Annotated in this window: 22 protein-coding genes; 10 read left to right on the plus strand and 12 right to left on the minus strand. The window is 69.4% G+C overall.

Translation table 11 applies throughout. The features are described from left to right. Positions 1-70: 70 nt before the first annotated feature. On the plus strand, positions 71-502 hold the full coding sequence (locus RJT50_RS11505) for a hypothetical protein (protein ID WP_313691488.1): 432 nt from the start codon (positions 71-73) through the stop codon (positions 500-502). Between the two features lie 30 nt (positions 503-532). Here the strand turns inward: RJT50_RS11505 and RJT50_RS11510 are convergent, their stop codons facing one another. From RJT50_RS11510 to RJT50_RS11520, 3 genes are all read right to left on the minus strand, one after another. After that, positions 533-1,429: a DMT family transporter gene (locus RJT50_RS11510; RefSeq protein WP_313691490.1), complete on the minus strand. Its 897-nt coding sequence runs from the start codon at positions 1,427-1,429 to the stop codon at positions 533-535. 90 nt (positions 1,430-1,519) lie between these two features. After that, positions 1,520-1,939 carry a DUF6276 family protein gene (locus tag RJT50_RS11515; RefSeq protein WP_313691492.1) on the minus strand — a complete coding sequence of 140 codons (420 nt, stop codon included), beginning with the start codon at positions 1,937-1,939 and terminating at the stop codon, positions 1,520-1,522. Positions 1,940-2,012: 73 nt separating this feature from the next. Next, complete coding sequence (locus RJT50_RS11520; RefSeq protein ID WP_313691494.1) at positions 2,013-2,711, minus strand: V-type ATP synthase subunit D; 699 nt, start codon at positions 2,709-2,711, stop codon at positions 2,013-2,015. A 210-nt stretch (positions 2,712-2,921) separates the two neighbouring features. On the opposite strand from RJT50_RS11520, the gene RJT50_RS11525 reads away from it, so the two are divergent. Beyond that, positions 2,922-4,193 carry a 5'-nucleotidase C-terminal domain-containing protein gene (locus RJT50_RS11525; protein WP_313691495.1) on the plus strand — a complete coding sequence of 424 codons (1,272 nt, stop codon included), beginning with the start codon at positions 2,922-2,924 and terminating at the stop codon, positions 4,191-4,193. A 290-nt stretch (positions 4,194-4,483) separates the two neighbouring features. Here RJT50_RS11525 and RJT50_RS11530 read toward each other — a convergent pair whose 3' ends face one another. The 8 genes from RJT50_RS11530 to ahaH form a co-directional block, all read right to left on the minus strand. Continuing rightward, positions 4,484-5,917 carry an ATP synthase subunit B gene (locus RJT50_RS11530; RefSeq protein WP_313691496.1) on the minus strand — a complete coding sequence of 478 codons (1,434 nt, stop codon included), beginning with the start codon at positions 5,915-5,917 and terminating at the stop codon, positions 4,484-4,486. 4 nt (positions 5,918-5,921) lie between these two features. Then, entirely contained in the window at positions 5,922-7,685 is a 1,764-nt protein-coding gene (locus tag RJT50_RS11535) for an ATP synthase subunit A (RefSeq protein ID WP_313691497.1), read from the minus strand. 4 nt (positions 7,686-7,689) lie between these two features. Next, positions 7,690-8,022 (minus strand): V-type ATP synthase subunit F, encoded by a 333-nt coding sequence (locus RJT50_RS11540; protein ID WP_313691498.1) that lies wholly within the window; start codon positions 8,020-8,022, stop codon positions 7,690-7,692. Next, the gene (locus tag RJT50_RS11545; RefSeq protein WP_313691499.1) at positions 8,019-9,068 is read right to left on the minus strand and encodes a V-type ATP synthase subunit C; all 1,050 of its coding nucleotides are present in this window, start codon (positions 9,066-9,068) and stop codon (positions 8,019-8,021) included. Before RJT50_RS11545 ends, RJT50_RS11540 begins: the two co-directional genes overlap by 4 nt. After that, the gene (locus RJT50_RS11550; protein WP_313691500.1) at positions 9,061-9,645 is read right to left on the minus strand and encodes a V-type ATP synthase subunit E; all 585 of its coding nucleotides are present in this window, start codon (positions 9,643-9,645) and stop codon (positions 9,061-9,063) included. Before RJT50_RS11550 ends, RJT50_RS11545 begins: the two co-directional genes overlap by 8 nt. A gap of 18 nt (positions 9,646-9,663) precedes the next feature. After that, positions 9,664-9,921 carry a F0F1 ATP synthase subunit C gene (locus tag RJT50_RS11555; RefSeq protein ID WP_313691501.1) on the minus strand — a complete coding sequence of 86 codons (258 nt, stop codon included), beginning with the start codon at positions 9,919-9,921 and terminating at the stop codon, positions 9,664-9,666. 160 nt (positions 9,922-10,081) lie between these two features. Further along, the gene (locus RJT50_RS11560) at positions 10,082-12,325 is read right to left on the minus strand and encodes a V-type ATP synthase subunit I (RefSeq protein WP_313691502.1); all 2,244 of its coding nucleotides are present in this window, start codon (positions 12,323-12,325) and stop codon (positions 10,082-10,084) included. A 4-nt stretch (positions 12,326-12,329) separates the two neighbouring features. Further along, on the minus strand, positions 12,330-12,662 hold the full coding sequence (ahaH, locus tag RJT50_RS11565) for an ATP synthase archaeal subunit H (protein ID WP_313691503.1): 333 nt from the start codon (positions 12,660-12,662) through the stop codon (positions 12,330-12,332). 257 nt (positions 12,663-12,919) lie between these two features. Here ahaH and RJT50_RS11570 point away from each other — a divergent pair, with 257 nt between their 5' ends. From RJT50_RS11570 to RJT50_RS11595, 6 genes are all read left to right on the plus strand, one after another. Beyond that, entirely contained in the window at positions 12,920-13,459 is a 540-nt protein-coding gene (locus tag RJT50_RS11570; protein WP_313691504.1) for a CDP-2,3-bis-(O-geranylgeranyl)-sn-glycerol synthase, read from the plus strand. A gap of 118 nt (positions 13,460-13,577) precedes the next feature. Then, entirely contained in the window at positions 13,578-14,078 is a 501-nt protein-coding gene (locus tag RJT50_RS11575; protein WP_313691505.1) for a hypothetical protein, read from the plus strand. Between the two features lie 130 nt (positions 14,079-14,208). Then, positions 14,209-14,745, plus strand: a complete 537-nt coding sequence (pyrE, locus tag RJT50_RS11580; protein ID WP_313691506.1) for an orotate phosphoribosyltransferase — start codon at positions 14,209-14,211, stop codon at positions 14,743-14,745. Between the two features lie 256 nt (positions 14,746-15,001). Further along, positions 15,002-15,715 carry a phosphoribosyltransferase family protein gene (locus RJT50_RS11585; RefSeq protein WP_313691507.1) on the plus strand — a complete coding sequence of 238 codons (714 nt, stop codon included), beginning with the start codon at positions 15,002-15,004 and terminating at the stop codon, positions 15,713-15,715. Positions 15,716-15,887: 172 nt separating this feature from the next. Then, positions 15,888-17,330, plus strand: coding sequence for an NCS2 family permease (locus RJT50_RS11590; RefSeq protein WP_313691508.1), 1,443 nt, complete (start codon positions 15,888-15,890; stop codon positions 17,328-17,330). A 113-nt stretch (positions 17,331-17,443) separates the two neighbouring features. Further along, positions 17,444-18,862 carry an aryl-sulfate sulfotransferase gene (locus RJT50_RS11595; RefSeq protein WP_313691509.1) on the plus strand — a complete coding sequence of 473 codons (1,419 nt, stop codon included), beginning with the start codon at positions 17,444-17,446 and terminating at the stop codon, positions 18,860-18,862. A 184-nt stretch (positions 18,863-19,046) separates the two neighbouring features. Here the strand turns inward: RJT50_RS11595 and RJT50_RS11600 are convergent, their stop codons facing one another. Beyond that, positions 19,047-20,393 carry an alkaline phosphatase family protein gene (locus RJT50_RS11600; RefSeq protein ID WP_313691511.1) on the minus strand — a complete coding sequence of 449 codons (1,347 nt, stop codon included), beginning with the start codon at positions 20,391-20,393 and terminating at the stop codon, positions 19,047-19,049. 145 nt (positions 20,394-20,538) lie between these two features. On the opposite strand from RJT50_RS11600, the gene RJT50_RS11605 reads away from it, so the two are divergent. After that, complete coding sequence (locus RJT50_RS11605; RefSeq protein ID WP_313691512.1) at positions 20,539-21,942, plus strand: MFS transporter; 1,404 nt, start codon at positions 20,539-20,541, stop codon at positions 21,940-21,942. A 212-nt stretch (positions 21,943-22,154) separates the two neighbouring features. After that, complete coding sequence (locus tag RJT50_RS11610) at positions 22,155-22,460, plus strand: DUF7536 family protein (RefSeq protein WP_425499730.1); 306 nt, start codon at positions 22,155-22,157, stop codon at positions 22,458-22,460. Positions 22,461-22,475 lie beyond the last annotated feature (15 nt).

The raw sequence follows: 22,475 nt of genomic DNA on the forward strand, positions 1-22,475 counted from the left end.
GGAACGGCAGCCGCTCGGCCGGCCGCGCGGGCCCAGTTTTACGGTAACGGGGTGAGACGTCCCAGCAGCGATGACCTCGCCAGCGGTTTACGACCACTTCCGCCCCGCCGACGCCGACCATCCGGACGGGGTCTACCGCGTCGTCGGGGCCGGCGAACGCGGCGTGACGCTCCTCCGCGTCGGCGACGCCCGGGGACGACGCGTCAACACCGGCGAGCTACTCCGCCTCGACGCCCTCGACGGGTTCGAATCCGCGGAAAACCCGGACGGGAACCGGCGGGCCGGGGACGTCGTCGCGTCGACGGTGAAGACGGCCTACTGGTCGGTTCGCGCGTTCGTTCAGCAACTCGTCGCCAACCCGCTCCCGGCGACCGCCGCGCTCGCGTTCGTCGTCGTCGGAGCGGCGGGCGAAGGGATCGTCCCCCTCCCCGACGTCGCGTTCGGCGGCCTGATCGTCGTCGGGAGCCTCGGACTCGCGTACGTCGGCAGCGGCCGCCTGTAGTGCCCCGGGCGACCGATCCACGGGAGCCGCTCACTCCCTGGCCGTCTGAATCAGGACCACGCCGCTCAGGATGAGTCCGGCACCCACGAGCATCACCGGCGTCACCGCCTCGTCGAGGAACGCCGCGCCCAGCACCACCGCGACGGCCGGCTCGACGGTCGAGATCACGCCCGCGCGGCTCGCGCCGACCCGCTTCAACCCCGCGAAGAACGCGAAGATGGCCAGCGCCGTGGCGACGGTGCCGAGCGCGAGGATCACCGCCCAGCCGACCCGGGTCGTCGGGAGCGAGAGCGATCCCGTGGCGGCTCCGACGAGGCCCATCGAGGCGGCGGCCGCGGGCGCGACGTAGGCAGTCAGCACCCGCTCGTCGGCGGTCCGGAGCGCGACCCGCGAGGTGGTGATGTAACCGGCGTACAGCACGGCCGCGGCGAGCGTCGCCGCCGCCCCGACCGCGTCGAACGTGGCCGCGCCGGTCCACGAGACGAGACCGACGCCCGCAAGCGTGAGCACCGCCGCGGCGACGGTTCGGCCCCCCACACGCTCGTCGAGGACCGTCGCCGCGAGCGCGACGACGAACAGCGGGTAGGTGTACAGCAGCACCGCGGCGAGCCCCGCCGAGGTCCGTTCGACGCCGACGAAGAAGCCGTAGCTGACGCCCGCGTAGCCGACCGCGCCCAGCGCCACCGCGACCGCCGCGTCCCGCGTCGGCAGGCGGAGGACGGGCGAGGTGTCGGGGACGAGGAGGCGGTGGACGCCGAGTCCCGCCCAGACGACGGCCCCGCCGACCAGAAATCGGAGCGTCAGCGCGGCCGGCACCGACAGCCCCGCGCGGAACGCGAGTTCGCCGAGGACGCCGAGCGTCCCGAAGCAGGCCGCCGAGAGGAGGACGAACAGCGTGCCGACGGTTCGGCTGTCGAGACGACCCATCCGTCGGCGGCGACGGGGGCATCGCGTAAATCCCTCGCGGTCCGCGTCGGCCGACCCGTGCGGGACGTGGTCGACGCTCCTCCCGTCGGCTCACTCGAGTAGGGAATCGAGTTGACTGGTTCGCCGTTCCAGGTCGAACTGCGGGTTCGGATCCGCACCGATCAGCCGGTCGAGCGTCAGCGCGACGTCGACGCCGGCGGCCTCCGCGTGCTCGCGGAGGGTCGCGATCGCGTCCTTCTCCAGGGCCAGGCTCGGGAGTTTCCCCAGGAGGAGCGCGAACGCGACGCCGCCCTCGCCGCCTGGAAACGAGTCGTCGATCCGTCCGAAGTCGGGCGTTTCGTCCGAGATAACACCGGCGTCGGCGGCGGCTTCCTCGGCGTCGACCGGACTCACGCGGAGACAACGCGGGCAGATGGCGGCCGTCGACGCGCCCTCGGGGGCGTGTTCCCGGAGCGTCTCGGGAACGGCGAAGGCGACCGGCGGAACCTCGCAGTCGGGGCAGGTCGGCATACCGGATGCTGGCGAGCGAACGACGAAAAAGCGCCGGTGGCCGGTGCCGTGGGGACGGGCGTGGACGCGTCGGTCAGTCGTCGGCGTTGACCGTGCCGGGTTCCAGAACCTCCTCGGGATCGCGGGCGGCCTCCTCCTCGGCTTCCTTCTCCTCCTTTTTCGCCTTGATCTTCTTCAGCCGGAAGATCTCCTCCCGCTCCTGCTCCTCGAGCTTCTGCTCGATGAACTCCTGGTTCTCGCGCAGGGTCGGCAGGAGCGTGAACTCCAGGGCGTTGACGCGGCGCTTGGTCGTCTCGATCTCGGTGAGCATCTTCTTCATCGCCGTCTCGACCTCGGCGGCGAGGATGATGCTCTCGATGAGCTCCTCGTAGTCGTCCGCGGCCTCATCGATGCGCGCCGAGGAGCCCAGCAGGCCGTAGCCCCGCTCGTCGAGGCTCTTTCGCACCTTCGAGGACTCGATCTGCGGGACGACGACGCCCATGATGTTCTTCGACTGCGTGGTGATCTCGGGGTGTTCCTGCAGCGCCGCCGCGGCACCGCGGACGGCAACGTCGCCCTCCATCGCGCGAGCCTTGTTGATGGTGTCCTGGGCGGACTCGTAGTCGTCCTCCAGTTTCGAGCGGACGTCCTGGGCCTGATCGAGGATGTCCATGAACTCCATGATGAGCCCGTCACGCTTCTGTTCGAGCGTGTCGTGGCCGCGCTCGGAGAGTTCGATGCGGTCCTCGATCTCCATCAGGTTCTTGCGAGTCGGTTTGACGTCCTCGGCCATGGCTGTTGGTGGTGGCTTGCCGGCGGAGGGTGTTAATGCTTGTTAGTCTGCCCGCGATTCTCGGGAGCAGGCGTCACGACCGTAGTCAGTACTCGGCTGGTGACGACCTCGAAAGCCCCCGGACGCTCGACCGTCGGCCCTCGGCCGCCGGTAGTCGTGCGGTGGCCCGAGTGCGGTGGCTTTTCGGCCCGACCACGAGACGTCGGTCCCATGACCCCTCCACCCCGCCTGGTTCACCTCTCGGACCTGGAGACGATCTACGACCGACCCGAGGACGCCGGCCGGCTAGCCGGTGCCGTCGAGGCGTTGCGGGACGAGCGAACGATCGTCGTCACCACCGGCGACACGACCGCCCTCGGGTCGCTCGCGCTCGCGACCGACGAGGGTCGGCGCCACGGACTGCCGTTCATGCGTGCTGTCGCCCCGGTCGCGAGCACCTTCGGGAACCACGACCTCGACGAGGGGCCGGGCTGGGCCGCCGAGTGGGCGCGCGACGTGCCCGGCACCCACCTCGCGGCGAACCTCGACGGCCTCGCCGCCGACGCGTTCGAACCCGGCCTCCTCACGGAGGTGGACGAAGCGCGCGTCGGCCTCGTCGGCGTCGTCAACCCCCGCACGCCGGAGATGTGTCACGCCGTCGAGTCGCTGACGTTCACCGACCCGGTCGAGGCGGTCCGCAGGGAGGCCGCCGCCCTCCGCGACAGGGGTGCCGAGTTCGTCGTCGTCCTCTCCCACTGCGCGAGCGTCGACGCGGACATCGCGGGCGGGACCGACGTCGACGCGGTGCTCGGCGCGCACGACCACGAGCAGGTCGAGGAGCGTGTCGACGGGACGCTCGTCGCGCGCACCCGCGGCGGACAGGCGAACGAGTACGAGGTCGTGACGCTCGGCGAGGACCCGGCGGCCGACGTCCGGGACCTGACTGACGCGCCGGTGGACGGGCCGGTCGCCGCCGAGTACCGCGAGCGCCGCGCGGCCGCGGGCATCGACGAGGAAGTGTGCTCGTTCCCCGAACCGCTCCCGGAGGCCGAAACCGGGTGGGCCGTCGCCGAGACGTACCGCGTCCGAGGCGAGGCGGACATCGGCGTCGTCGTCGCCGGATCGGTCCGGGGCGGCTTGCCCGCGACCATCACGGTCGGCGACCTGCTCGGCGTCGTCCCGTTTTCGTCACACCTCCACACGCTCGCCGTCGGCGGCGAGGACCTCGCGAACGCGATTCGGCTCGGTCGCGACGAGCCCGACGACACCCACGGCCGCATGTACGTCGCGGGCGCGTCCGTACGCGAGGACGGGCCGGTCGTCGTCGACGACGACCCGATTTCCCCCGACGCCACCTACCGTGTCGCCTGCACGAGCTATCTCACCGAGGTCGCCCCGCTCCCGGGGTTCGAGCCGGATGCGCTCGTCGCGGACCACGGGCTCCAGTACGAGCACATCATCGCGCAGGCACGGGCCGGGGAGTTCGGTCGCGACGTGGAGTGAGTGCAGAGAGGCGACAGTCCCCGACTACCGACCGCGGGGACGAGCGGTAGTTCCGATGAAACGCGAGCCCGACCGACCGACAGGGCGGGAATGGAAGGGGCCGCGGGTCTCGGGGAAGGCGCGGACCGTCAAGCACCACAGGCGAGCGACCGGAGGGAGCGAGACGAGGAGCGCAGCGGCCGCACCGAGCCGAGACCCGCGGGGGCTTCCGCGGTCGTCACTTCGCAACCCACGATGCGATCCGTTACACTGCAATGGAACGAAATCTAACAGAAAATTCCGAAGGGAACTCAGTCCGCCGAGACTTCCTCGGCCGACTCGTCGCCGCCCGTGATGTCCTCGCGGTAGTGCTCCTCGATGAGGTCCTCGCCGACGCGGTTGAGTTCCTCCCTCGGCAGCGTCGAGAGGAGGTCCCAGCCGATCTCGAGCGTCTCGTCGATGGTGCGGTCCGTGTCGTACCCTTGCTCGACGAACTCCTCCTCGAAGCGGTCCGCGAAGTCGAGGTACTTGTTGTCGCGCTCGGAGAGCGCCTCCCGACCGACGATGTTCACGAGGTCGCGCAGGTCCTCGCCCTCCGCGTACGCCGCGTACATCTGGTCGGAGACGTCGCCGTGGTCCTCGCGGGTGAGCCCCTCGCCGATGCCGTCGTCCATCAGGCGCGAGAGGCTCGGCAGCACCTGCACCGGGGGCTGGATGCCCTGGCTGTGCAGGTCGCGGTCGACGTAGATCTGCCCCTCCGTGATGTAGCCGGTCAGGTCCGGGATCGGGTGGGTGTCGTCGTCGCCCGGCATCGTGAGGATCGGAATCTGGGTCACCGAGCCGTCACGACCCTCGATCCGGCCCGCGCGCTCGTACAGCTGCGCCAGGTCGGTGTACATGTAACCGGGGTAGCCACGCCGCCCCGGGACCTCCTCGCGGGCCGCCCCGATCTCGCGGAGCGCCTCGCAGTAGTTGGTCATGTCCGTCAGGATGACGAGCACGTGGTAGTCCTTGTCGAACGCGAGATACTCCGCGGTCGTCAGCGCCATCCGCGGGGTGACCGTCCGCTCGACCGCGGGGTCGTCCGCGAGGTTCATGAAGACGACCGAGCGCTCCAGCGCGCCGGTGCGCTCGAAGTCCTCCATGAACTCGTTGGCCTCCTCCTGGGTGATGCCCATCGCGCCGAAGATCACCGCGAACTCCGAGCCCTCGTCGTCCTCGGACGCCTCGTCCTCCTCGGGCACGGTCGCCTGGCGTGCGATCTGCAGCGCCAGGTCGTTGTGGGGCAGCCCCGAGGCCGAGAAGATCGGGAGCTTCTGGCCCCGGACCAGCGTGTTCATGCCGTCGATCGAGGACACGCCGGTCTGGATGAACTCCTCGGGGTACTCCCGGGAGACGGGGTTGATGGCGGCGCCGACGATGTCGCGCCGCTCGTCCGGGACGATGTCCGGGCCGCCGTCGATCGGCTGGCCCGAGCCGTCCAGCACCCGCCCGAGGAGGTCCTCGGTGACGGGCATCTTCAGCGTCTCGCCCAGGAAGCGGACGGACGCGTTGCGGTCGATGCCGGTGGTCCCCTCGAACACCTGGATGGCGACGAGGCCGTCCTCGCTCTCGAGGACCTGGCCGCGCTTCGTGTCGCCGCCGGGCGTCTCGATCTCGACGATCTCGTCGTAGCCGACGGGCTCGTCGACCTCGGCGTACACGAGGGGGCCACTGATCTCCGTGATTGTCTGGTACTCTTTCATTGGTCTAGTAGAGCGAGCGAAGCTCCTCCGTGATCTCCGCCTTCAGTTCCTCGACGTACTCCTCCCAGTCCCCCTGGGTTGCGATGCGGTTGAGCCGCGGCGCGGCGTCGATGCTCTGGATGTCCTCGACCGGGACGCCGGCGTCGAGCGCGTCGAACGCCTCGTCGTTGAACGTCTGGATGGCCGTGAGGATCTCGTAGGTCTTCTCGGGCGGACAGTACATGTCCTCGTCGACGAACGCGTTCTGCTGCAGGTAGCCCTCGCGGAGGTAGCGCGCCACCTCGAGGGTGAGCTGCTGGTCCTCCGGCAGGGCGTCCTTGCCGACGAGCTGGACGATCTCCTGCAGTTCGCCCTCCTCGTCGAGCGTGTCGACTGCCCACTGGCGCTTGTCGGGCCAGTCCTCGGCGACCTCCTCCTGGAACCACGGGTCGAGCTGGTCCTGGTACAGCGAGTAGGACTCGTTCCAGTTGATCGCCGGGAAGTGCCGCCGTTCGGCCAGGTCGGCGTCGAGCGCCCAGAACGTCTTCACGATGCGCAGCGTGTTCTGGGTGACCGGCTCCGAGAAGTCGCCGCCGGGCGGGGAGACCGCCCCGATGACCGAGACGGATCCCTCGCTCCCGTTGATGTTCTCGAAGTAGCCGGCGCGCTCGTAGAACTCCGCCAGCCGGGCGGCCAGGTACGCGGGGTACCCCTCCTCGCCGGGCATCTCCTCGAGCCGCGAGGAGATCTCGCGCATCGCCTCGGCCCACCGCGAGGTGGAGTCGGCCATGAGCGCGACGTCGTAGCCCATGTCGCGGTAGTACTCCGCGATGGTGATGCCGGTGTACACGCAGGATTCGCGCGCCGCGACCGGCATGTTCGACGTGTTGGCGATGAGGCTCGTCCGGGCCATCAGCGGGTTCCCGTTCGCCGGGTCCTCCAGTTCGGGGAAGTCCTCGATGACCTCGGTCATCTCGTTGCCGCGCTCGCCACAGCCGACGTAGACGATGATGTCCGCGTCGGCGAACTTGGCGAGGCTGTGCTGGGTGACCGTCTTCCCGGAGCCGAACGGCCCCGGAATCGCGGCCGTCCCGCCCTTGGCGATGGGGAAGAGCCCGTCCAGGATGCGCTGGCCCGACACCAGCGGGGTGCGCGGGGTGCGCTTCTCGACGGTCGGCCGCTGCTCGCGCACCGGCCACTCCTGGTGCATCGAGACCTCCTCGCCGTTCTCGAGCGTGACGACCGCCTCGTCGACGGTGAACTCGCCGGTCTCGGCGCTCTCGACGGTCCCGCCCTCGTAGTCGGGCGGCACCATCACCTTGTGGTCGATGGTGACTGTCTCGGGGACGATCCCGACGACGTCGCCGGGTTCGACCTCGTCGCCGGCCTCGACCTCGGGAGTGAACTCCCACTCCTTGTCGAGGTCGATGCCCGGCGCGTCGACCCCGCGGTCGAGGAACGCGCTGTCCATCTTCGTCTCCAGCACGTCGAGGGGGCGCTGCACGCCGTCGTAGATGGCGTCCAGCATGCCCGGGCCGAGGTCGACCGAGAGTGGTTCGCCGGTGTTCTCGACCGGTTCGCCGGGGCCGACCCCCGAGGTCTCCTCGTACACTTGGATGGTCGTGACGTCGCCCTCGATCTCGATGACCTCGCCCATCAGCCCTTCGTCGCCGACGTAGACGACGTCGTTCATCCGGGCGTCGAGATCGACGGCCGTCACGACCGGACCACTCACGCTGTCGATGCGTCCGGTCCCGTCCGTGACTTCCGCGTCTGTTGCTTGACTCATGGTTTTACTCGTTGTCGTCGTCTTCGGCCATCAGGTCGATCCCGATGGCGCGTTTGATCTGTTCGCGCAGGCCGCTCCCGGCGCCGCCGCCGAGCGTGACGAGCACGGGCTCCACGCTCCCCTCGGCGGACCGGCGGACGGTCCGCGAGAGGTGATCGAGGTCCTCGTCGCGCATGACGACGATGCCGACCTCGTCGTCGGCGAGCGTGCGCTCGACGGCGTCGTCGAGCCGCTCGTCCTTCTCGTCGTCCGCGACGTTCTCGCACTTGCGGACCCCCGCCAGTCGAAAGCCCGTCGTGAACTCGGGGCTGCCGATGACCGCGATTTCCTGACTCATAGGATCACCAGTTCCTCCTCGATCTCCTCCTCGGAGAGGCCGGCCTCCTTCCCGCGGGCGATGGCCCGGATGTTGTCAACCTCGCGCTCCTTGGCGAGGATGTACGACACCACGGGCGTCACCGACAGCGGGTAGACGTGCCCGAGCGAGTCCGCGTACTCCAGCAGCGCCGCCTCCAGCGCGCGCTCGAACCCGATGAGGCTCTCCGCGGCCTCCAGGTCGGCCAGCGCGTCCGAGAGGTCCTCGCCGTACCGACTGTCGCGGACCCGCTGGACGAGCTCGTCGGGGTTCTGTGCCAGCGCGCGGAGCTCCTCGGCCGAGAACAGGACGCCGCCCTCGATGTAGTACTCCGAGGGGTCGACGTCGGCGCCCGACCGGGCGAGCCGCAGCGCGTTGATCGCGTTCCGGAAGTCGATCTCGGACTCCAGGAACTCGCGGTACTCGGCGAGCGCCTCGCCGGAGAGGTCGCTCGTCGAGAGCAGTTCGTAGTACGCGCGGTCGACCGCGTTCTCCAACGGGACCAGCACGCCGCTGGCCTCGTAGTCGCCGTACGCCTCCTCGAGCCCCGGACCGAACGGGGTGTCGGAGAGCACTTCGACGACCTCCTCGATGGACCCTGCATCGAGCAGCCGCCCGATGCGGGCGTCGTCGAACTCGCCGGCGCGGATGAAGTCGGCCTCGACCGACTCGCGCTCGGCGTCCGCGTACTGCCCGCGGAGCGCGGTTTTGACGTTCCACGCGTCGAACTTGCGGAGGTAGCGGGCCACCTGGTCGTACAGCCGACCCTCACACCAGTCGAGGACGTCCTCGAACTGCTCCGCGAGGTTCCCGTTCAGCGCGTACTCGATGAGGTCGACGCCGGAGAACCGCGAGCCGAGCTCGTTCACCTGCTCCTCGTAGGCCGATTCCTCCATGAAGCGGGCGATCTCGGCCGGGCTCATCCGGACGAGCTTCCGGTAGTCGTCGGTGTCGTACAGCGCGCCGCGTCGGGAGCTGACGCGGGCGTTCACGTACTCCGGGTTCGACGTGCCGGCGCTCTTACTCATCGTCGAACAGTCGGTCGCTCAGCTCCTTGAGGTTGTCCTCCCAGACGTCCTCGAGGACCGAGTCGAACGTGTTGTTGACCCGGACGCGGGAGCCCTCGCTCTCGACGAACACGCCGCCGAGACAGTCGCGGGACCCCGCGTACGACCAGCCCTCGTACTCCGAGAGCACGTCGGTCAGCAGTTCCTCGTCGCCCGCGCGGCCGTAAACGGAGACGGTCTCCGCGTCGTCGAACTCCTCGGCCGCCTGGTCGAGCAGCAGTCGGGTCAGCTCCTCGCGCCGCTCGCCCTCCAGGTCCGCGATGGCCGCCTCGACTTCCGCCCGGACCGTCTCCAGGGCGTCGCGGCGGGCCTCGAGTCGCTCCTGCTTGGCTTCGAGCTTCGCGCTGGAGAGCGCCTGTTCGCGCTCCTGGTCGATCTGTCGTTCGACGGCCGCCTCGCGCTCCTCGCGGACGCGCTCGGCCTCGGCTTCCGCCTCGGCGACGATCTCGTCCGCGCGTTCCTCACCGTCTTCGCGGATTTCCTCCGCACGCGCGCGGGCTTCCTCTCGAATGTCCTCGGCGACAGTGTCCAAACTCATGGTGAAGAGAGGGGGTGGTTACACCAGGAAGAAGGTGACCAGCGCGAGAATGACGAGGGTCTCCGGCAGGACCGTGAAGATCAGGCCCGTGACGAAGAGGTCCTCGTCCTCCGCGACCGCGCCGACGGCGGCCGACCCGATGCCGCGCTCGGCGTAGCCCGAGCCGAACGCCGCGAGGCCGACCGCGAGCGCCGCCGCCGCGTTGGGCGGAATGGCCGCCGTGCCGCTACCATCCTGCAATACAACGTCTGCCAGTTGAGGGAGTGTGTCGATCATGGTTTTCGGTGGCTGGTTGCCAGTCTCCGGACAGTCGGTGGTTGCACCCAGAGGAGACATAAACCTTCCCAAAGAAACCGGCCGAGGGCCCCGAATCCGAGGGGTACGGGCTCGGAGCTATTCGCGTCTCGGGTTGAAAAACGCGCCGAAGTCGGTCGAGCTACTCGTCGGTGGTGTGAGTCCGCTCGTGGCCGAACGGCGTGTACTCCGTGCCGCCGCCGTCGAAGAACTTCGAGAAGAACTCGTAGTACTCCAGCCGGACGGCCTGCAGGCCGGCGGAGGTGACCCCCAGCGCGAGCACCAGCAGGTGCCCGAACAGGAGGACGAGGATGCCGCCGACGAGCGCCGCGACGCCGCCGTGCATCAGTCCGCCGAACATGATCTCGGTCACCTCGTGCCCGTGGTACGTCGAGCCGACCTCGGGCATCCCCGAGAGCGCGAAGTGCCACTGGGCCTCCTCGCCGTGCCCGGTGACGTAGACGCCGAAGAACAGGAGGTTGACGACGAACGCCATCCCCGCCTTCGCCAGCAGCACCGCGGCGAGCCGGATGTACGAGAGCCCGTTGACGAGCGACAGCAGGAACAGGGCCTCGATGGCCTCGCCGTAGTCGCCCGACGCCCAGATGAGCACGAGCCCGAGGAAGAACGCGCCGAGGCCGATCTGCCCCACGAGCGGGGAGAACCCGGCGAAGCCGAGCGGGAGCGGCTCCCCGTTGAACACGTAGAACAGGAACTCCGGCTTCTTCCCGGCCAGGAAGTTGCTCAGCACGAACACCCACAGCCCGTTGAGCATCAGGATCCACGAGCCGCTCTCGAGGATCGCGTCCTTCAGGCCGTGGAACTCGTAGTCCTCGAGGAAGCTGAACACGTAGCCCACGTCGAGGTGGACCACGCCCGCGAGCACTGCGACGACGAGCCACGTCTCAGCCCAGTTGGAGTAGTACGGCTGGAGCCCCTTGTGGAGCGGCGCGCTCCCGAAGCCGAGGAGGCCCTCCCAGAAGTGCGTCGCGATCAGGTGCAGCCCGAACAGTTCGCCGTAGAGCACGCCGAACAGCATCGTGAACAGCCCCGCCGCGATGGTGACGCCGCCCATGCTCTTGAACGCCGGCGACTCGAAGTTGCTGTAGAGGAAGTAGCCGATGAGCGAGTAGAGGATCCCGTAGCCGAGGTCGCCGATCATGAACCCGAAGAACGCCGGGAACGTCAGGAAGAGGATCACGGTCGGGTCGAACTCGGTGTACTTCGGACGACCGACCGCCTTCACCAGCACCTCGAACGGGTTGACGATGCCGGGGTTGTTCTGCACGACCGGCGGCTGGTCGTCGCGCATGACGACCGGGCCGCCGGAGCCGTCCGCGACCGCGCGCTTGGGCTCTTCTTCCGCGGCCTCCGACTCGTCGTCCTCCCCGTCGACCGTCTCCCGCTCCGAGACGCCCGCCGGGACGTCCTCGCGGAGCTTCACCTCGCCGTTGGAGCCGAACGCCGCGCGTTCGAGCTCCTCGACCTCGGCGTGGCTGCCCACCGCGTCCTGGATCACGCTCGCGAACTCGGTGTAGCGGTCGCTCGGGATCCAGCCCTCGGCGACGAAGGCGTTGTCGGTCGTCGCGAACGAGAGCGGCGCTTCCGTCTTCTGGACCTCGATGGACAGCCGCTCCTCGGCGGCCAGCAGGAACGCCGCGGCGTCCTGCTTTTCGGCCTCGAGGTCGTCCTCGACCTGGTCGAGCTCCGATTCGAGCTCCCGTTTCCGGGCCTCGAGGTCGTCGAGGTGTGCGGTCGGGCTGACGCGGTCCCCCTCGACGGTCGGCACCTCGACGGCGGTGAACTCCGCGCTCACCAGCGCGTCCGTCAGCGCGTCCTCGTCGCCGGAGGGCTCGGGGCGAGCCAGGACGGCGAGCGTCCCGTCCTCGCCCTCGTAGAGCTCGTACTCGCCGAGCGTGTCGGCGTCGAGCAGGGCGCGCTCGACCGCCTCACGGTCGCCCTCGCCGACGGCGACCTGCAGCGTGTCGTACCCCTGCAGCAGGTCGAGGTCGATGTCGAGGTCGGCGAACGGGCCCACCGCGTCGATCCGCTCCTCGAGGTCGCGGATCTCGCCGCGGAGGTCGTCGCGCCGGTCGTCGAGCGCGTTCACGCGCTCGCGGATCGATTCGAGTTCCGCCTCGAGTTCGTCGTCGTCGAGCACCCGGGCGGGACCGCCGTCGTCCTCGTCCACGTCGAGCATCGACTCGATGGAGCGGACGGTGACGAGTTTGTCCGCGGCGTCCTCGGCCCCCTCGGTGGGCGTGCCCGGCCGGAACCCCGACCAGGAGTCGTCGTAGTCGGTGACGTGCAGGAGGTTCAGGTCGTGGACCGCCTCGACGACGGACTCCATGACGCCCTTGGAGCCCGTCACCGAGACCTTGCTCATTCGTTCAGGTCTGAGCATGTACCGCCTCCTCGAACCGTGTCACCGCGAACTCGACCGCCTCCTCGGTGCGCTCCTCGGCCTCCTCGACGAGCCGCCGCCGCTCGTCGCGGCCCTCATCGAGGACGTCCTCGCGCTCCTGTTCGATCTCCTCGCGGGCGGCCGCCAGCCGGTCTTCCTCCAGCTCGGCGGCCTCCTGCTCGGCCTCGGAGACGATCTCGTCGGCCCGCTCCCGGGCCGCCGTGAGTCGCTCCTCCCGATCCGCCTCCGCCTCGGCCACGATATCCTCGGCGTCGGCTTCGGCCTCTTTTACGCGTTCGAGAACTTCGGGTCTCGGCATGGGTAATCGTCGGTTGGGACTTGTACGACCTCCGTATAAGGCGTTTGCGGAACCGCGTTGCGGCGGCCCGAACCCTGGGCTCGGTCAGCGGTCGGTTTCGGGGGCGCTCGGCTCCTGGATTAATTCGGTCGTCGCGTCGACCGAACTAGTACGCGAGTCCAGACCCGCACCGAATCTCGAGGACAGTGCCGCGAGGAGTCCGAACACGCCCGATGGAAACCGAAGCAACAAAACGCAGTTGCGGAGACAGGTCGACCATGCTCGAACTCGTCGCGGGCGCGCTCTGGGCGATGCTGCCCGCGTACGTCCCCAACAACGCCGCCGTGCTCGCGGGCGGGGGGCGACCCATCGACGGGGGCCGGACGTGGGGCGGCCGCCGGCTGCTCGGCGACGGGAAGACGTGGCGCGGCACCGCCGTCGGCGTCGTCGCCGGCGTCGCGCTCGCGCTCGTGCTCGACGCGATCGTCGCGCCCGTCGGCGACGCGCTGGGCATCACGCTCCCGGGGTTCCCGCTCGCTGCGGCCGTCGGGCTCGCGCTCGGCGCGATGCTCGGCGACGTCGCCGCGTCGTTCCTCAAGCGCCGGACCGGCCGCGACCGGGGGGCCTCGTTCCCGATGCTCGACCAGCTCGACTTCGTCGTCGGGGCGCTCGCGCTCGCCGCGCTCGTCGCTCCCGCGTGGTTCGGCGCGACGTTCTCGCCCGCGCGCATCGCGGTGGTCGTCGTCGTGACGCCGCTGCTCCACGTCGGCACGAACGCGATCGCGTACGCGGCGGGGCTGAAAGCCGAGCCGTGGTGAGACGCGAACGCGCCGGACGACCGGGCGCGTAGTGCGCCGACGGGACGGCCGCCACCCCGTTCTCAGCGCTGATTTTCGGGCCGACGAGTTTTAGCCTCCGCCCGGACCCCGTCCGCACATGGTATCGGTGAGCCGATCCCCCGAAGCGGAGGACGACGACACGGAGGGTCGCACGCTCCGCGGCAGGACGCGTGCCAACCTCCCGATCCTCGCGCTCGGGTTCATGCTCGCCTCGGCGGTCAGCGTGGCCGCCATCGGGGGCGCGGTCGCGACGGGCGTCGGCGAGTCCTCGTTCGACGGCCCGACGGGGTTCACCTTCTCGGTCGACCGGAGCGGCGACACGCCCGCGATCGTCATCAGTCACGACAACGGGACGGTCCCCCACTCCGACCGCGTCTACGTCGTCGACGAAGCCGGAACCGAAGTGCCCTGGACCGACCTCCGACGCGACGCCGGGAGCGCGAAGGTGACCGGCGACAGCGCGCTCGCCTGCCCGCGACAGGGAGCGACGCTCACGGTCGTCTTCCACAACAAGCGGACCGTGGAGACGATCGACAGCTACGAGGTGTCCGCTCCGATTCCCGCGAGCGTCGTGGAGCGGTGTGAGGCGGCGGGCTGAACTGACGCGACGGCGGGAACGGCGATCGGACGTCGGGAAGCGCTCCGCTGCCGTCGTTCTCGGTGATTCGTCCGAACGGGTCGCGGTCGAGACCGGCACCTTTTCGCCCGTCCCAGCCCCCGATTTCCCCATGACGACCACCGACACGTCGGCCCTGCTCGCCGCGCTGCGGGACGCCGACGCGGTGCTGTTCGGCAAGTTCGAACTCTCCCACGGCGGCACCAGCGACTACTACGTGGACAAGTACCGGTTCGAGACCGACCCCGCGTGTCTCGAACGCATCGCTCGGGCGTTCGCCGAACGCGTCGAGGGGACGAAACTCGCGGGCGTCGCACTCGGGGGCGTCCCGCTGGCGGCGGCGACGGCCGTCGAGACCGGGCTCCCGTACGTCATCGCGCGCAAGGCCACGAAGGAGTACGGCACCGGCAACCGCATCGAGGGCGAACTGGCCGAGGGCGAGGAGGTCGTCGTCGTCGAGGACATCGCCACGACCGGCCGGTCGGCGGTGGACGCCGTCGAGGCGCTCCGCGAGGCGGGCGCGACGGTGAACCGCGTGCTCGTCGTCGTCGACCGCGAGGAGGACGCGACCGAACTGCTCGCGGACCACGGCGTCGAACTCGACGCACTGCTCACCGCGTCCGAACTGCTTGCTGACGCGGACGAGTAGCAGGGCGCGTTCAGGCACCGGCTCGGTGCCAGCCGCCGCGTTCGCCGTCGACGGATCGATGCCGGACAGCGCGTCTTCTTCCGGTCGATTCCCGGCCCGGCCGTTCGTCGCTCGAACCGTCGCTGCCGGGTCGAGGGTCGTCGTCGCACCGCCGCCCCGGACCGGCCGGATACGCCCTCGTGGGCATCACCCTCGTGATCATGTACCACCATCCGCGATTCGAAGTGTTCATACTTGCACGAACGAGCATACATGCATGAACCGAGCCGAGAAGGCCGCCCTGCAGTTGCAGGCGGTCACCGTCCTGCGGACGCTGAAGGAGACGCGGACCTACGAGCAGCTCGCCGAGGTGACGGGCCTCCCCGCCGGCGACCTGAACCGCTACGTCAACGGACACGTCCTGCCGGGCGCCGAACGGGCACAGGAGGTCGTGGGCGGCATCGGGCACGAGACGCTCGCCGAGGAGCTTGAAACCCGCGTGAGCTTCGACGACGAGGGGTACGTGGACAACTCCGCGGTCGTCTTCGACCAGCCGTTCCTCGACCTGGTGGCGCCGGTCGCCGCGGAGTCGCTGTCGTTCGAGACGCCCGACGTCGTCCTCACCGCCGCGACCGACGGCATCACCCTCGGCGCGGCGATGGCCTCCCACTTCGACGCCCGCCTCGCGTACGCGAAGAAGTCGAAGGAGACCGCGGTCGAGGAGTTCATCGAGTCCCGCCAGCGGCTCGCCTCCGGCATCGAACTCACCTACTACCTGCCGGCGGGCGCGCTCGACGCCGGCGAGCGGGTGCTCGTCGTCGACGACCTCATCCGCTCGGGCGAGACGCAGGAACTCCTCCTCGACATCGCGGCGCAGGCGGACGCCGACGTGACGGGCGTCTTCGCGCTCATCGCCGTCGGCGAGGAGGGGACCGACCGGGCCGCCGCGATGACCGACGCGCCGGTCGGCGCGCTCACGACGTTCGAGTGAGTCCGATCCCGTCCGGTTGACGCGAGGCGCGGTCCGGCTCGGCGAATTGTATGCACGAAGGTGCCTTCTCTTACCGATTTCTCCCGTTATGGCCTCCCGAATTATCCACTACTGTGCATGGGTGGGTACAATATTCCTAAACGTTTAAGATGGGTGTGCACAAGCGTGCGGTATGGGGTTAACTGACTCGCTGTCGCAGTACTTCGAGTTCGGGGAGCACGACACCGACCTCCGCACCGAGGTCGTGGCCGGGATAACGACGTTCCTGACGATGAGCTACATCGTGGTCGTGAACCCGAGCATTCTCGCGGGGGCCATCTCGGTCCAGGGGCGGACGGCAGACCAGACCGTCCAGATGCTCGCCGTGGTGACGCTCATCTCGGCGGCAGTGGCCACGTTCGTCATGGCGCTGTACGCGAACCGGCCGTTCGGACAGGCTCCCGGGCTCGGCCTCAACGCGTTCTTCGCGTTCACGGTCGTGCTCGGGCTCGGCATCCCGTGGCAGACGGCGCTCGCGGCCGTGGTCGTCGAGGGGATCGTCTTCATGATCCTCACGGCCGCGGGGGCCAGAGAGTACATCATCAGGCTGTTCCCGGAGCCGGTGAAGTTCGCGGTCGGCGGCGGGATCGGCCTGTTCCTCGCCATCATCGGCCTCGAGGCGATGCGGGTCACCGTCGACGACCCGGCGACGTACATCCAGTTCTCGCCGGTGTTCGCACAGGACCCGGTCGCGGTCGTCTCGGTCGTCGGGCTGTTCGTCACGTTCATGCTGTACGCCCGGGGCGTGCCCGGCAGCATCATCATCGGCATCGTCGGGACGAGCGCCCTCGGCGGACTCGTCTCGATGCTCGGCTACTCGCCGTATCCGGCGGGCGAACTCCCCGACGGGAGCATCCTCCCCGCTGCGTCGCTCGCGCCGTCGCTCGACTCGCTCACCTACTCGGCGGCGGGCTACGACATCACGCCGCTGGCGGGCGCGTTCGTCTCCGGACTGACGAACGTCGACGCGTTCGCGTTCTCGCTCATCGTGTTCACGTTCTTCTTCGTGGACTTCTTCGACACGGCGGGCACGCTCACGGGCGTCTCGCAGGTCGCCGGCTTCCTCGACGAGGACGGCAACCTCCCCGACATCGACCGGCCGCTGATGGCCGACGCCATCGGCACGACCGTCGGGGGGATGCTCGGCACCTCGACGGTGACGACGTACATCGAGTCCGCGTCCGGCGTCGAGGAGGGCGGCCGGACGGGAATGACCGCGCTGGTCGTGGCGATCCTGTTCGTCGCCTCGCTCGCGGTCGTCCCGCTCGCGGCCGCGATTCCCCAGTACGCCAGCCACATCGCGCTGGTCGTCATCGCGGTGCTGATGCTCCGCAACCTGGTCGACATCGACTGGGCGGACTACACCAACGCGGTCCCGGCCGGCCTCACCGTGCTCGTCATGCCGTTCACCTACTCCATCGCGTACGGCATCGCCGCGGGCATCATCGCGTACCCGCTCGTGAAGCTCGCGGCGGGACGAACCGACGAGGTGCGGGCGGGCCACTGGGTGCTCGCGGGCGCGTTCGTCCTGTACTTCTTCGTCCGGACCGGCGGCGTCCTCGCGTCCGCGGTCTGATCGTCGCCCGGCCGACGGCCCCCCGTCCACCACAGCGCTCGTTCGACCGCGATCCACCGCCGGCCGGCCGGCAAGCACAAGAGTTTCATCCGGCGACGGTCCTTCGAAAAACGATGGACATCTCGTCGGTCCCTCGTCGCCGCGTCGTGCGTTCTCTCGCCCTCCTCTGTGTTCTCGCGCTGTTCGTCCCGGCACTCGGACAGGCGCTCGTGCCACAGGAGACGGGGACGCCCGGAACCGTCGGCCTCGAGAACGGCACCATCCAGTCGCCCGCCAACGGCTCGACCGTCGTCGGCATCCAGGGGTTCCACTTCCGCGGCCAGGGCTCGACGAAAAAGCCCGCCCGCGTCGTCTCGGTCGGCCCGAACGGCTCGACCGAGTGGGTGTACGGCGGGAGCAGTCGCGGGGCGACCTGGTTCTACGACGTCGACCCGCTGGCGAACGGAAACCTCCTGATCGTCTCGACCGACGCCGACGGCACCACCGTGTTCGAGATGGACCCGGAGACGCGGGACCGGGTCTGGGAGGAGCGCTTCGACATCCACGACACCCACGACGTCCAGAAGCTCCCGAACGGCGACCTGCTCGTCGCCAACATGCGACAGTGGAACGAGTCGACCGGCCGCTCGGACGACCGCGTGTTCGTCTACAACCGCTCGACCGACGAGATCGACTGGGAGTGGACGTTCCGGAACCACTACCCCGAATCGACCGACGGCGGCTACAGCCAGGACTGGACGCACGTCAACGACGTGGAGCGCATCGCCGAGGGACAGTACCTCGTCTCGCCGCGCAACTTCGACCAGGCGATCGTCATCAACCGCTCAACGAAGGAGATCGACTACCGGCTGGGCTCGGACGGCGACCACGACACCCTGAACGAGCAGCACAACCCCGACTGGCTCGTCAGCGAGGACGGCAACCCCGTCATCCTCGTGGCCGACTCCGAGAACGACCGCGTCGTCGAGTACGAGAGGCGCGACGGCGAGTGGGAACTCGTCTGGGAGCTGGGCACCGATCAACTCTCCTGGCCGCGCGACGCCGACAGGCTCCCGAACGGGAACACGCTCATCACCGACTCGCTGAACCACCGCGTCATCGAGGTGACGCCGCGCGGGGAGATCGTCTGGGAGTACTACGCCACCTGGGGGCCCTACGACGCCGAGCGGGTCGCCCACGGCGGCGGGTCGAACGGCCCGACGATGTCCGACCAGGGCGTCGCCGGGAGCTATCGCATCTACGGCAGCGCGGGGCTCATCGCCGGCACGGGCGACTCGATGACGTTCGCGGCGACGGTCCAGAACACGTTCGCCGGCACGCCGCTCTCGGGGGTCGCCACCGAGTTCGCGAACCTGTGGGCGGGCGTGACCCCCTGGATTCGACCGGTGTGGATGGGTCCCTGGGCGTTCGCCTGGGCCGTGCTGGGCGTGCTGACGTTGCTCGGCTGGGGGCTCGCGGAACTCGTGTTCGCCCGGGAGCGGGTGGTTGCGACCGTTCGCCGTGTCGGCGGGCGCGTCGCCGAGTTGTCCTGAAAACCGTAGGGCATCCGGCGAGCGCTTCCGGGTGCGACCCGGTTCCGTCGTTGCGTCGACTACTTCGAAACGGGGGCGGGACTGGTCCTGACGCCAAGGATGGACGGACTTCCGGGGAGCCTCCGCTCGGGACACGGCCACTTACGACCAGAAATCCACGGCCGAACCGACTACCCCACCTGACTCACACCAGCGAAGCGCCGTCGAACTCCGTCCGGGCGTAGTCGACCCCCATCAGGTCGAGGATCGTCGGCGCGATGTCGAGCAGGTCGGCGTCGGCGATCGTCGCCTCCCGGTCGTCGACGAACAGCGTCGCGTTCTCGAAGCTGTGCATCCCGTTTCGCGGTCCCGTCGAGAACACGCCGTCGTCGTGGGCCTTGAACTTCGACTTGAGGTCGAAGCCGTGGTTCGGGATGACGACGAGATCAGGGGCGATGTCGTCGTGCTCGCCGCGGAACGCCGCCTCCTTCTCGACGACGCGGGCGGCGACCTTCGTGCCGTCCGGCCCCTCGAGCGACTCGATGTCCGCCTTCAGTTCGTCGCGCACGTCCTCGTAGTCGGACTGGGGCACCGAGCCGCGCGGTTCGCGCCCCTCCAGGTTGATGTAGAACCGGCCGGGGATGAGCGAGTAGGCCCGCGCGTCGTCCGCGATGTCGTCGAGGCTGTCGTGGTCGTCGTCCTCGAAGGAGAGCCACCCCTCGTCCTGGAGCCACCGGTTGAGTTCGACCTCGTAGTTCTGGACCGTGAACCCGTGGTCTGAGGCGACGACGAGCGTCACGTCGTCGGCCAGTTGCTCGCGGATCTTCCCGATATAGTCGTCGATCTTCCGGTAGAACTCCACGAACTCGTCGTGGTAGCGCCCGTCCTCCGCGTAGTCATTGAACAGGAAGTGGTTCACGCGGTCGGTCGTCATGAACACGCCGAAGAACAGGTCCCAGTCGTCCTCCTCGATGAAGTGGGAGAACGCCTCGTACCGCGCGTCGACGGTCTCGTGGGCGTTCTCGATGAACTCGGACTTGTCCTCCTTGTGCCCGAGCTTGGGGTTCGTGTCGATGCGGTAGTCGGTGCCCTCGAGGTACTCCCGGAGCTCGTCGGGGTAGGACGCCTTGTCGACGTCCGGCGAGAGGAAGCCCGAGACCATCCGCTGGACGTTGCGCTGGGGCGGGAACGTCACGGGCACGTTCATCACCGTGGCGTCGAGTCCCTCCTCCGCGACCCGGTCCCAGAGGCGAGTGGCCTGCACGTCCCGACCCATCGGGACGTACGTGTCGTACGAGCCGACCTCGCGGTCCTGGAAGCCGTACACGCCCGTCTCACCGGGGTTGACCCCGGTCGTCAGTGCTGGCCAGCAGGCGGACGACTCCGGCGGCACGATGGAGTCGATGTCGCCGCCGGCACCCTCCCTCGCCAGCGCGGCGAAGTTGGGAAACTCCTCCGGGTGGTCATCGAGCAGCGAGTACGGCACCCCGTCGATGCCGATGAACGCGACGCGCGGGTTGTCGTCCCCCCGCAGCCGGTCGAACAGTCCCATACTCCCCGCGTCACCCCCGACGAATAAAGTCCTTCAGGTTCGATGCGAAGTTAGACGCCGTATAGTACTGTTGAACCCCCTGGCCGGCGAACCGAACCGGCTGGTACCCCCAACCGTTTAGCGACCCGAGTGCGACCCGCCGACCATGGCCGGGGAATCCGAAACGGGGGGAGAATCGGACACCAACGGGCGGGTGGGAGCCGGGGCGGAACCCTCGCCCGAGCCGGACCCGCTCGACGCGTTCCGCCAGTTCGTCTCGCTCCCGGGCGACGTGCTCGTCCTCTCGCTCGCCATGTTCGCGTTCAGCCTCGGCTTCCAGATGACGGGGCGGTACCTCCCGGAGTACCTCTCGGTGCTGGGGGCGGGCAGCGTCGTCATCGGGCTGTACGGCAGCGTCGGCAACCTGATCTCGGCCGTGTTCCCGTATCCGGGCGGCGCACTCTCGGACCGGATCGGCTCCCGCTCGGCGCTCACGCTGTTCGGGGTCGCCTCGACGCTCGGGTTCGTGGTCTGGTGGGCCGCGGACCCGCTCCGAACGGTGACGCTCGGCCCGACGAACCTGGCCGTGATCGTCGTGTTCCTCGGACTGTTCCTCTCGCAGGCGTGGAAGTCGTTCGGCCTGGGCGCGACGTTCGCGGTCGTGAAGCAGTCGGTGCCCGACGGAAGCCTCGCCTCGGGCTTTGCCGCAACCGAGACGTTCCGCCGGACGGCGTTCCTGCTCGGCCCGCTGCTCGCCGCGGGCGTCCTCTCGCTGTTCTCGTTCACCGAGGGGTTTCGGATCCTGCTGCTCGTCGCGGCCGCGGCCGGCGGCCTCGCCACGGTCGCCCAGCGCTCGCTTTATGACGCCTCGAAGGACTCGCTCGGGAAGTCGTTCGAGGGGCTCGACTCCGTCGTCGAGGACCTCCGGTCGCTGCCCGACCCGCTCCGCCCGCTGCTCGTCGCCGACACGCTGGTCCGCTTCGCCAACGGGATGGTGTACGTGTTCTTCGTCATCGTCGTCGTCGACTTCCTCTCCGTGGGTGCGACGCTGCCGGTCGTGGGGCGGCTCTCCCCCGAGGCGTTCTTCGGCGTGCTGCTGGCCGTCGAGATGGCGGTCGCCTTGCTCACGATGGTGCCCGTCGCACGGCTGGCCCGGCGCGTCGGGCTGAAGCCGGTCGTCGCCGTCGGGTTCGCCGTATACGCGGTGTTTCCGGTGCTGCTCATCAGCGCTCCCGGCGAGGCGGTCGCGGCCACCGTTCCGGTTCTCGGGACGGTGACCGTCCCGCCGGCGGCCATGCTCGCCATCCTGTTCGCGTTCTCCGGGCTCCGGTTCGCGGGGCTGCCCGCCCACAAGGCGCTCATCGTCGGCCCCGCCGAGCGGGACGCCGGCGGCCGCGTCACGGGGTCGTACTACCTCGTTCGCAACGCGATCACCATCCCGAGCGCGGCCGCGGGCGGGCTCATCTACGGGGCCTCGCCGGCGGCGGCGTTCGGGACCGCGACGGTCGTCGGCCTCCTCGGAACCGGCTACTTCCTCCTGCGCGGCGAGGAGTTCGCGGCGTACGCCTGAACGGGGCCGATTCCGTCGGAAGCGGGCCGGGCGGCGACGCCGTGCGATGGTGCTTTGAGCGTCCCCCGCCAACGGCCGCTGTGACACGAGACGGCTCGGACGCGGGGACCGGTGCCGAGGCGGGGGCCGGGACGGGCGAGCGCGCGACTGGAGCCCCCGGCGTCGATCCGAGCGGGTCGGGCGATCCGAGCGGGCCGGGGGATCCGAACGACGTGGGCGACCCGACGGACGACCGCGCCCCCGACCGACCGCCCCGGGCCGCGATGCTGGAGGCGCTGTCGGTCCGCCGGAACGTGCTCGCGGGGCTCGCGGCCGGCGTCGCGCTCGCGCTCCTCGTCTACCTCGTCCGGACGTTCGAACTCCTCGGGCCGAACCTGGAGACGCGACAGTACCCGCTGCTCGGCCCGGAGGGCTACTTCCTGCTGCTCGGCTTCGTGCTGGCGAGCGCGACGGCCATCCTCGTCGCCACCGCGCTCACCGTCGTCTCCGTCGTGCGACTCGCCAGGGAGGAAGTGTAGGTTCGGAACCGGACG

The sequence above is a fragment of the Halobaculum sp. XH14 genome (genome assembly GCF_032116555.1).
Lineage (GTDB): Archaea > Halobacteriota > Halobacteria > Halobacteriales > Haloferacaceae > Halorarum > Halorarum halobium.

Excerpts from the sequence above, each read along its gene's own strand:
- RJT50_RS11505 (WP_313691488.1), top strand. The coding sequence starts at position 71 with ATGACCTCGCCAGCGGTTTACGACCACTTCCGCCCCGCCGACGCCGAC.
- RJT50_RS11510 (WP_313691490.1), bottom strand. The coding sequence starts at position 1,429 with ATGGGTCGTCTCGACAGCCGAACCGTCGGCACGCTGTTCGTCCTCCTC.
- RJT50_RS11515 (WP_313691492.1), bottom strand. The coding sequence starts at position 1,939 with ATGCCGACCTGCCCCGACTGCGAGGTTCCGCCGGTCGCCTTCGCCGTT.
- RJT50_RS11520 (WP_313691494.1), bottom strand. The coding sequence starts at position 2,711 with ATGGCCGAGGACGTCAAACCGACTCGCAAGAACCTGATGGAGATCGAG.
- RJT50_RS11525 (WP_313691495.1), top strand. The coding sequence starts at position 2,922 with ATGACCCCTCCACCCCGCCTGGTTCACCTCTCGGACCTGGAGACGATC.
- RJT50_RS11530 (WP_313691496.1), bottom strand. The coding sequence starts at position 5,917 with ATGAAAGAGTACCAGACAATCACGGAGATCAGTGGCCCCCTCGTGTAC.
- RJT50_RS11535 (WP_313691497.1), bottom strand. The coding sequence starts at position 7,685 with ATGAGTCAAGCAACAGACGCGGAAGTCACGGACGGGACCGGACGCATC.
- RJT50_RS11540 (WP_313691498.1), bottom strand. The coding sequence starts at position 8,022 with ATGAGTCAGGAAATCGCGGTCATCGGCAGCCCCGAGTTCACGACGGGC.
- RJT50_RS11545 (WP_313691499.1), bottom strand. The coding sequence starts at position 9,068 with ATGAGTAAGAGCGCCGGCACGTCGAACCCGGAGTACGTGAACGCCCGC.
- RJT50_RS11550 (WP_313691500.1), bottom strand. The coding sequence starts at position 9,645 with ATGAGTTTGGACACTGTCGCCGAGGACATTCGAGAGGAAGCCCGCGCG.
- RJT50_RS11555 (WP_313691501.1), bottom strand. The coding sequence starts at position 9,921 with ATGATCGACACACTCCCTCAACTGGCAGACGTTGTATTGCAGGATGGT.
- RJT50_RS11560 (WP_313691502.1), bottom strand. The coding sequence starts at position 12,325 with ATGAGCAAGGTCTCGGTGACGGGCTCCAAGGGCGTCATGGAGTCCGTC.
- ahaH (WP_313691503.1), bottom strand. The coding sequence starts at position 12,662 with ATGCCGAGACCCGAAGTTCTCGAACGCGTAAAAGAGGCCGAAGCCGAC.
- RJT50_RS11570 (WP_313691504.1), top strand. The coding sequence starts at position 12,920 with ATGCTCGAACTCGTCGCGGGCGCGCTCTGGGCGATGCTGCCCGCGTAC.
- RJT50_RS11575 (WP_313691505.1), top strand. The coding sequence starts at position 13,578 with ATGGTATCGGTGAGCCGATCCCCCGAAGCGGAGGACGACGACACGGAG.
- pyrE (WP_313691506.1), top strand. The coding sequence starts at position 14,209 with ATGACGACCACCGACACGTCGGCCCTGCTCGCCGCGCTGCGGGACGCC.
- RJT50_RS11585 (WP_313691507.1), top strand. The coding sequence starts at position 15,002 with ATGAACCGAGCCGAGAAGGCCGCCCTGCAGTTGCAGGCGGTCACCGTC.
- RJT50_RS11590 (WP_313691508.1), top strand. The coding sequence starts at position 15,888 with ATGGGGTTAACTGACTCGCTGTCGCAGTACTTCGAGTTCGGGGAGCAC.
- RJT50_RS11595 (WP_313691509.1), top strand. The coding sequence starts at position 17,444 with ATGGACATCTCGTCGGTCCCTCGTCGCCGCGTCGTGCGTTCTCTCGCC.
- RJT50_RS11600 (WP_313691511.1), bottom strand. The coding sequence starts at position 20,393 with ATGGGACTGTTCGACCGGCTGCGGGGGGACGACAACCCGCGCGTCGCG.
- RJT50_RS11605 (WP_313691512.1), top strand. The coding sequence starts at position 20,539 with ATGGCCGGGGAATCCGAAACGGGGGGAGAATCGGACACCAACGGGCGG.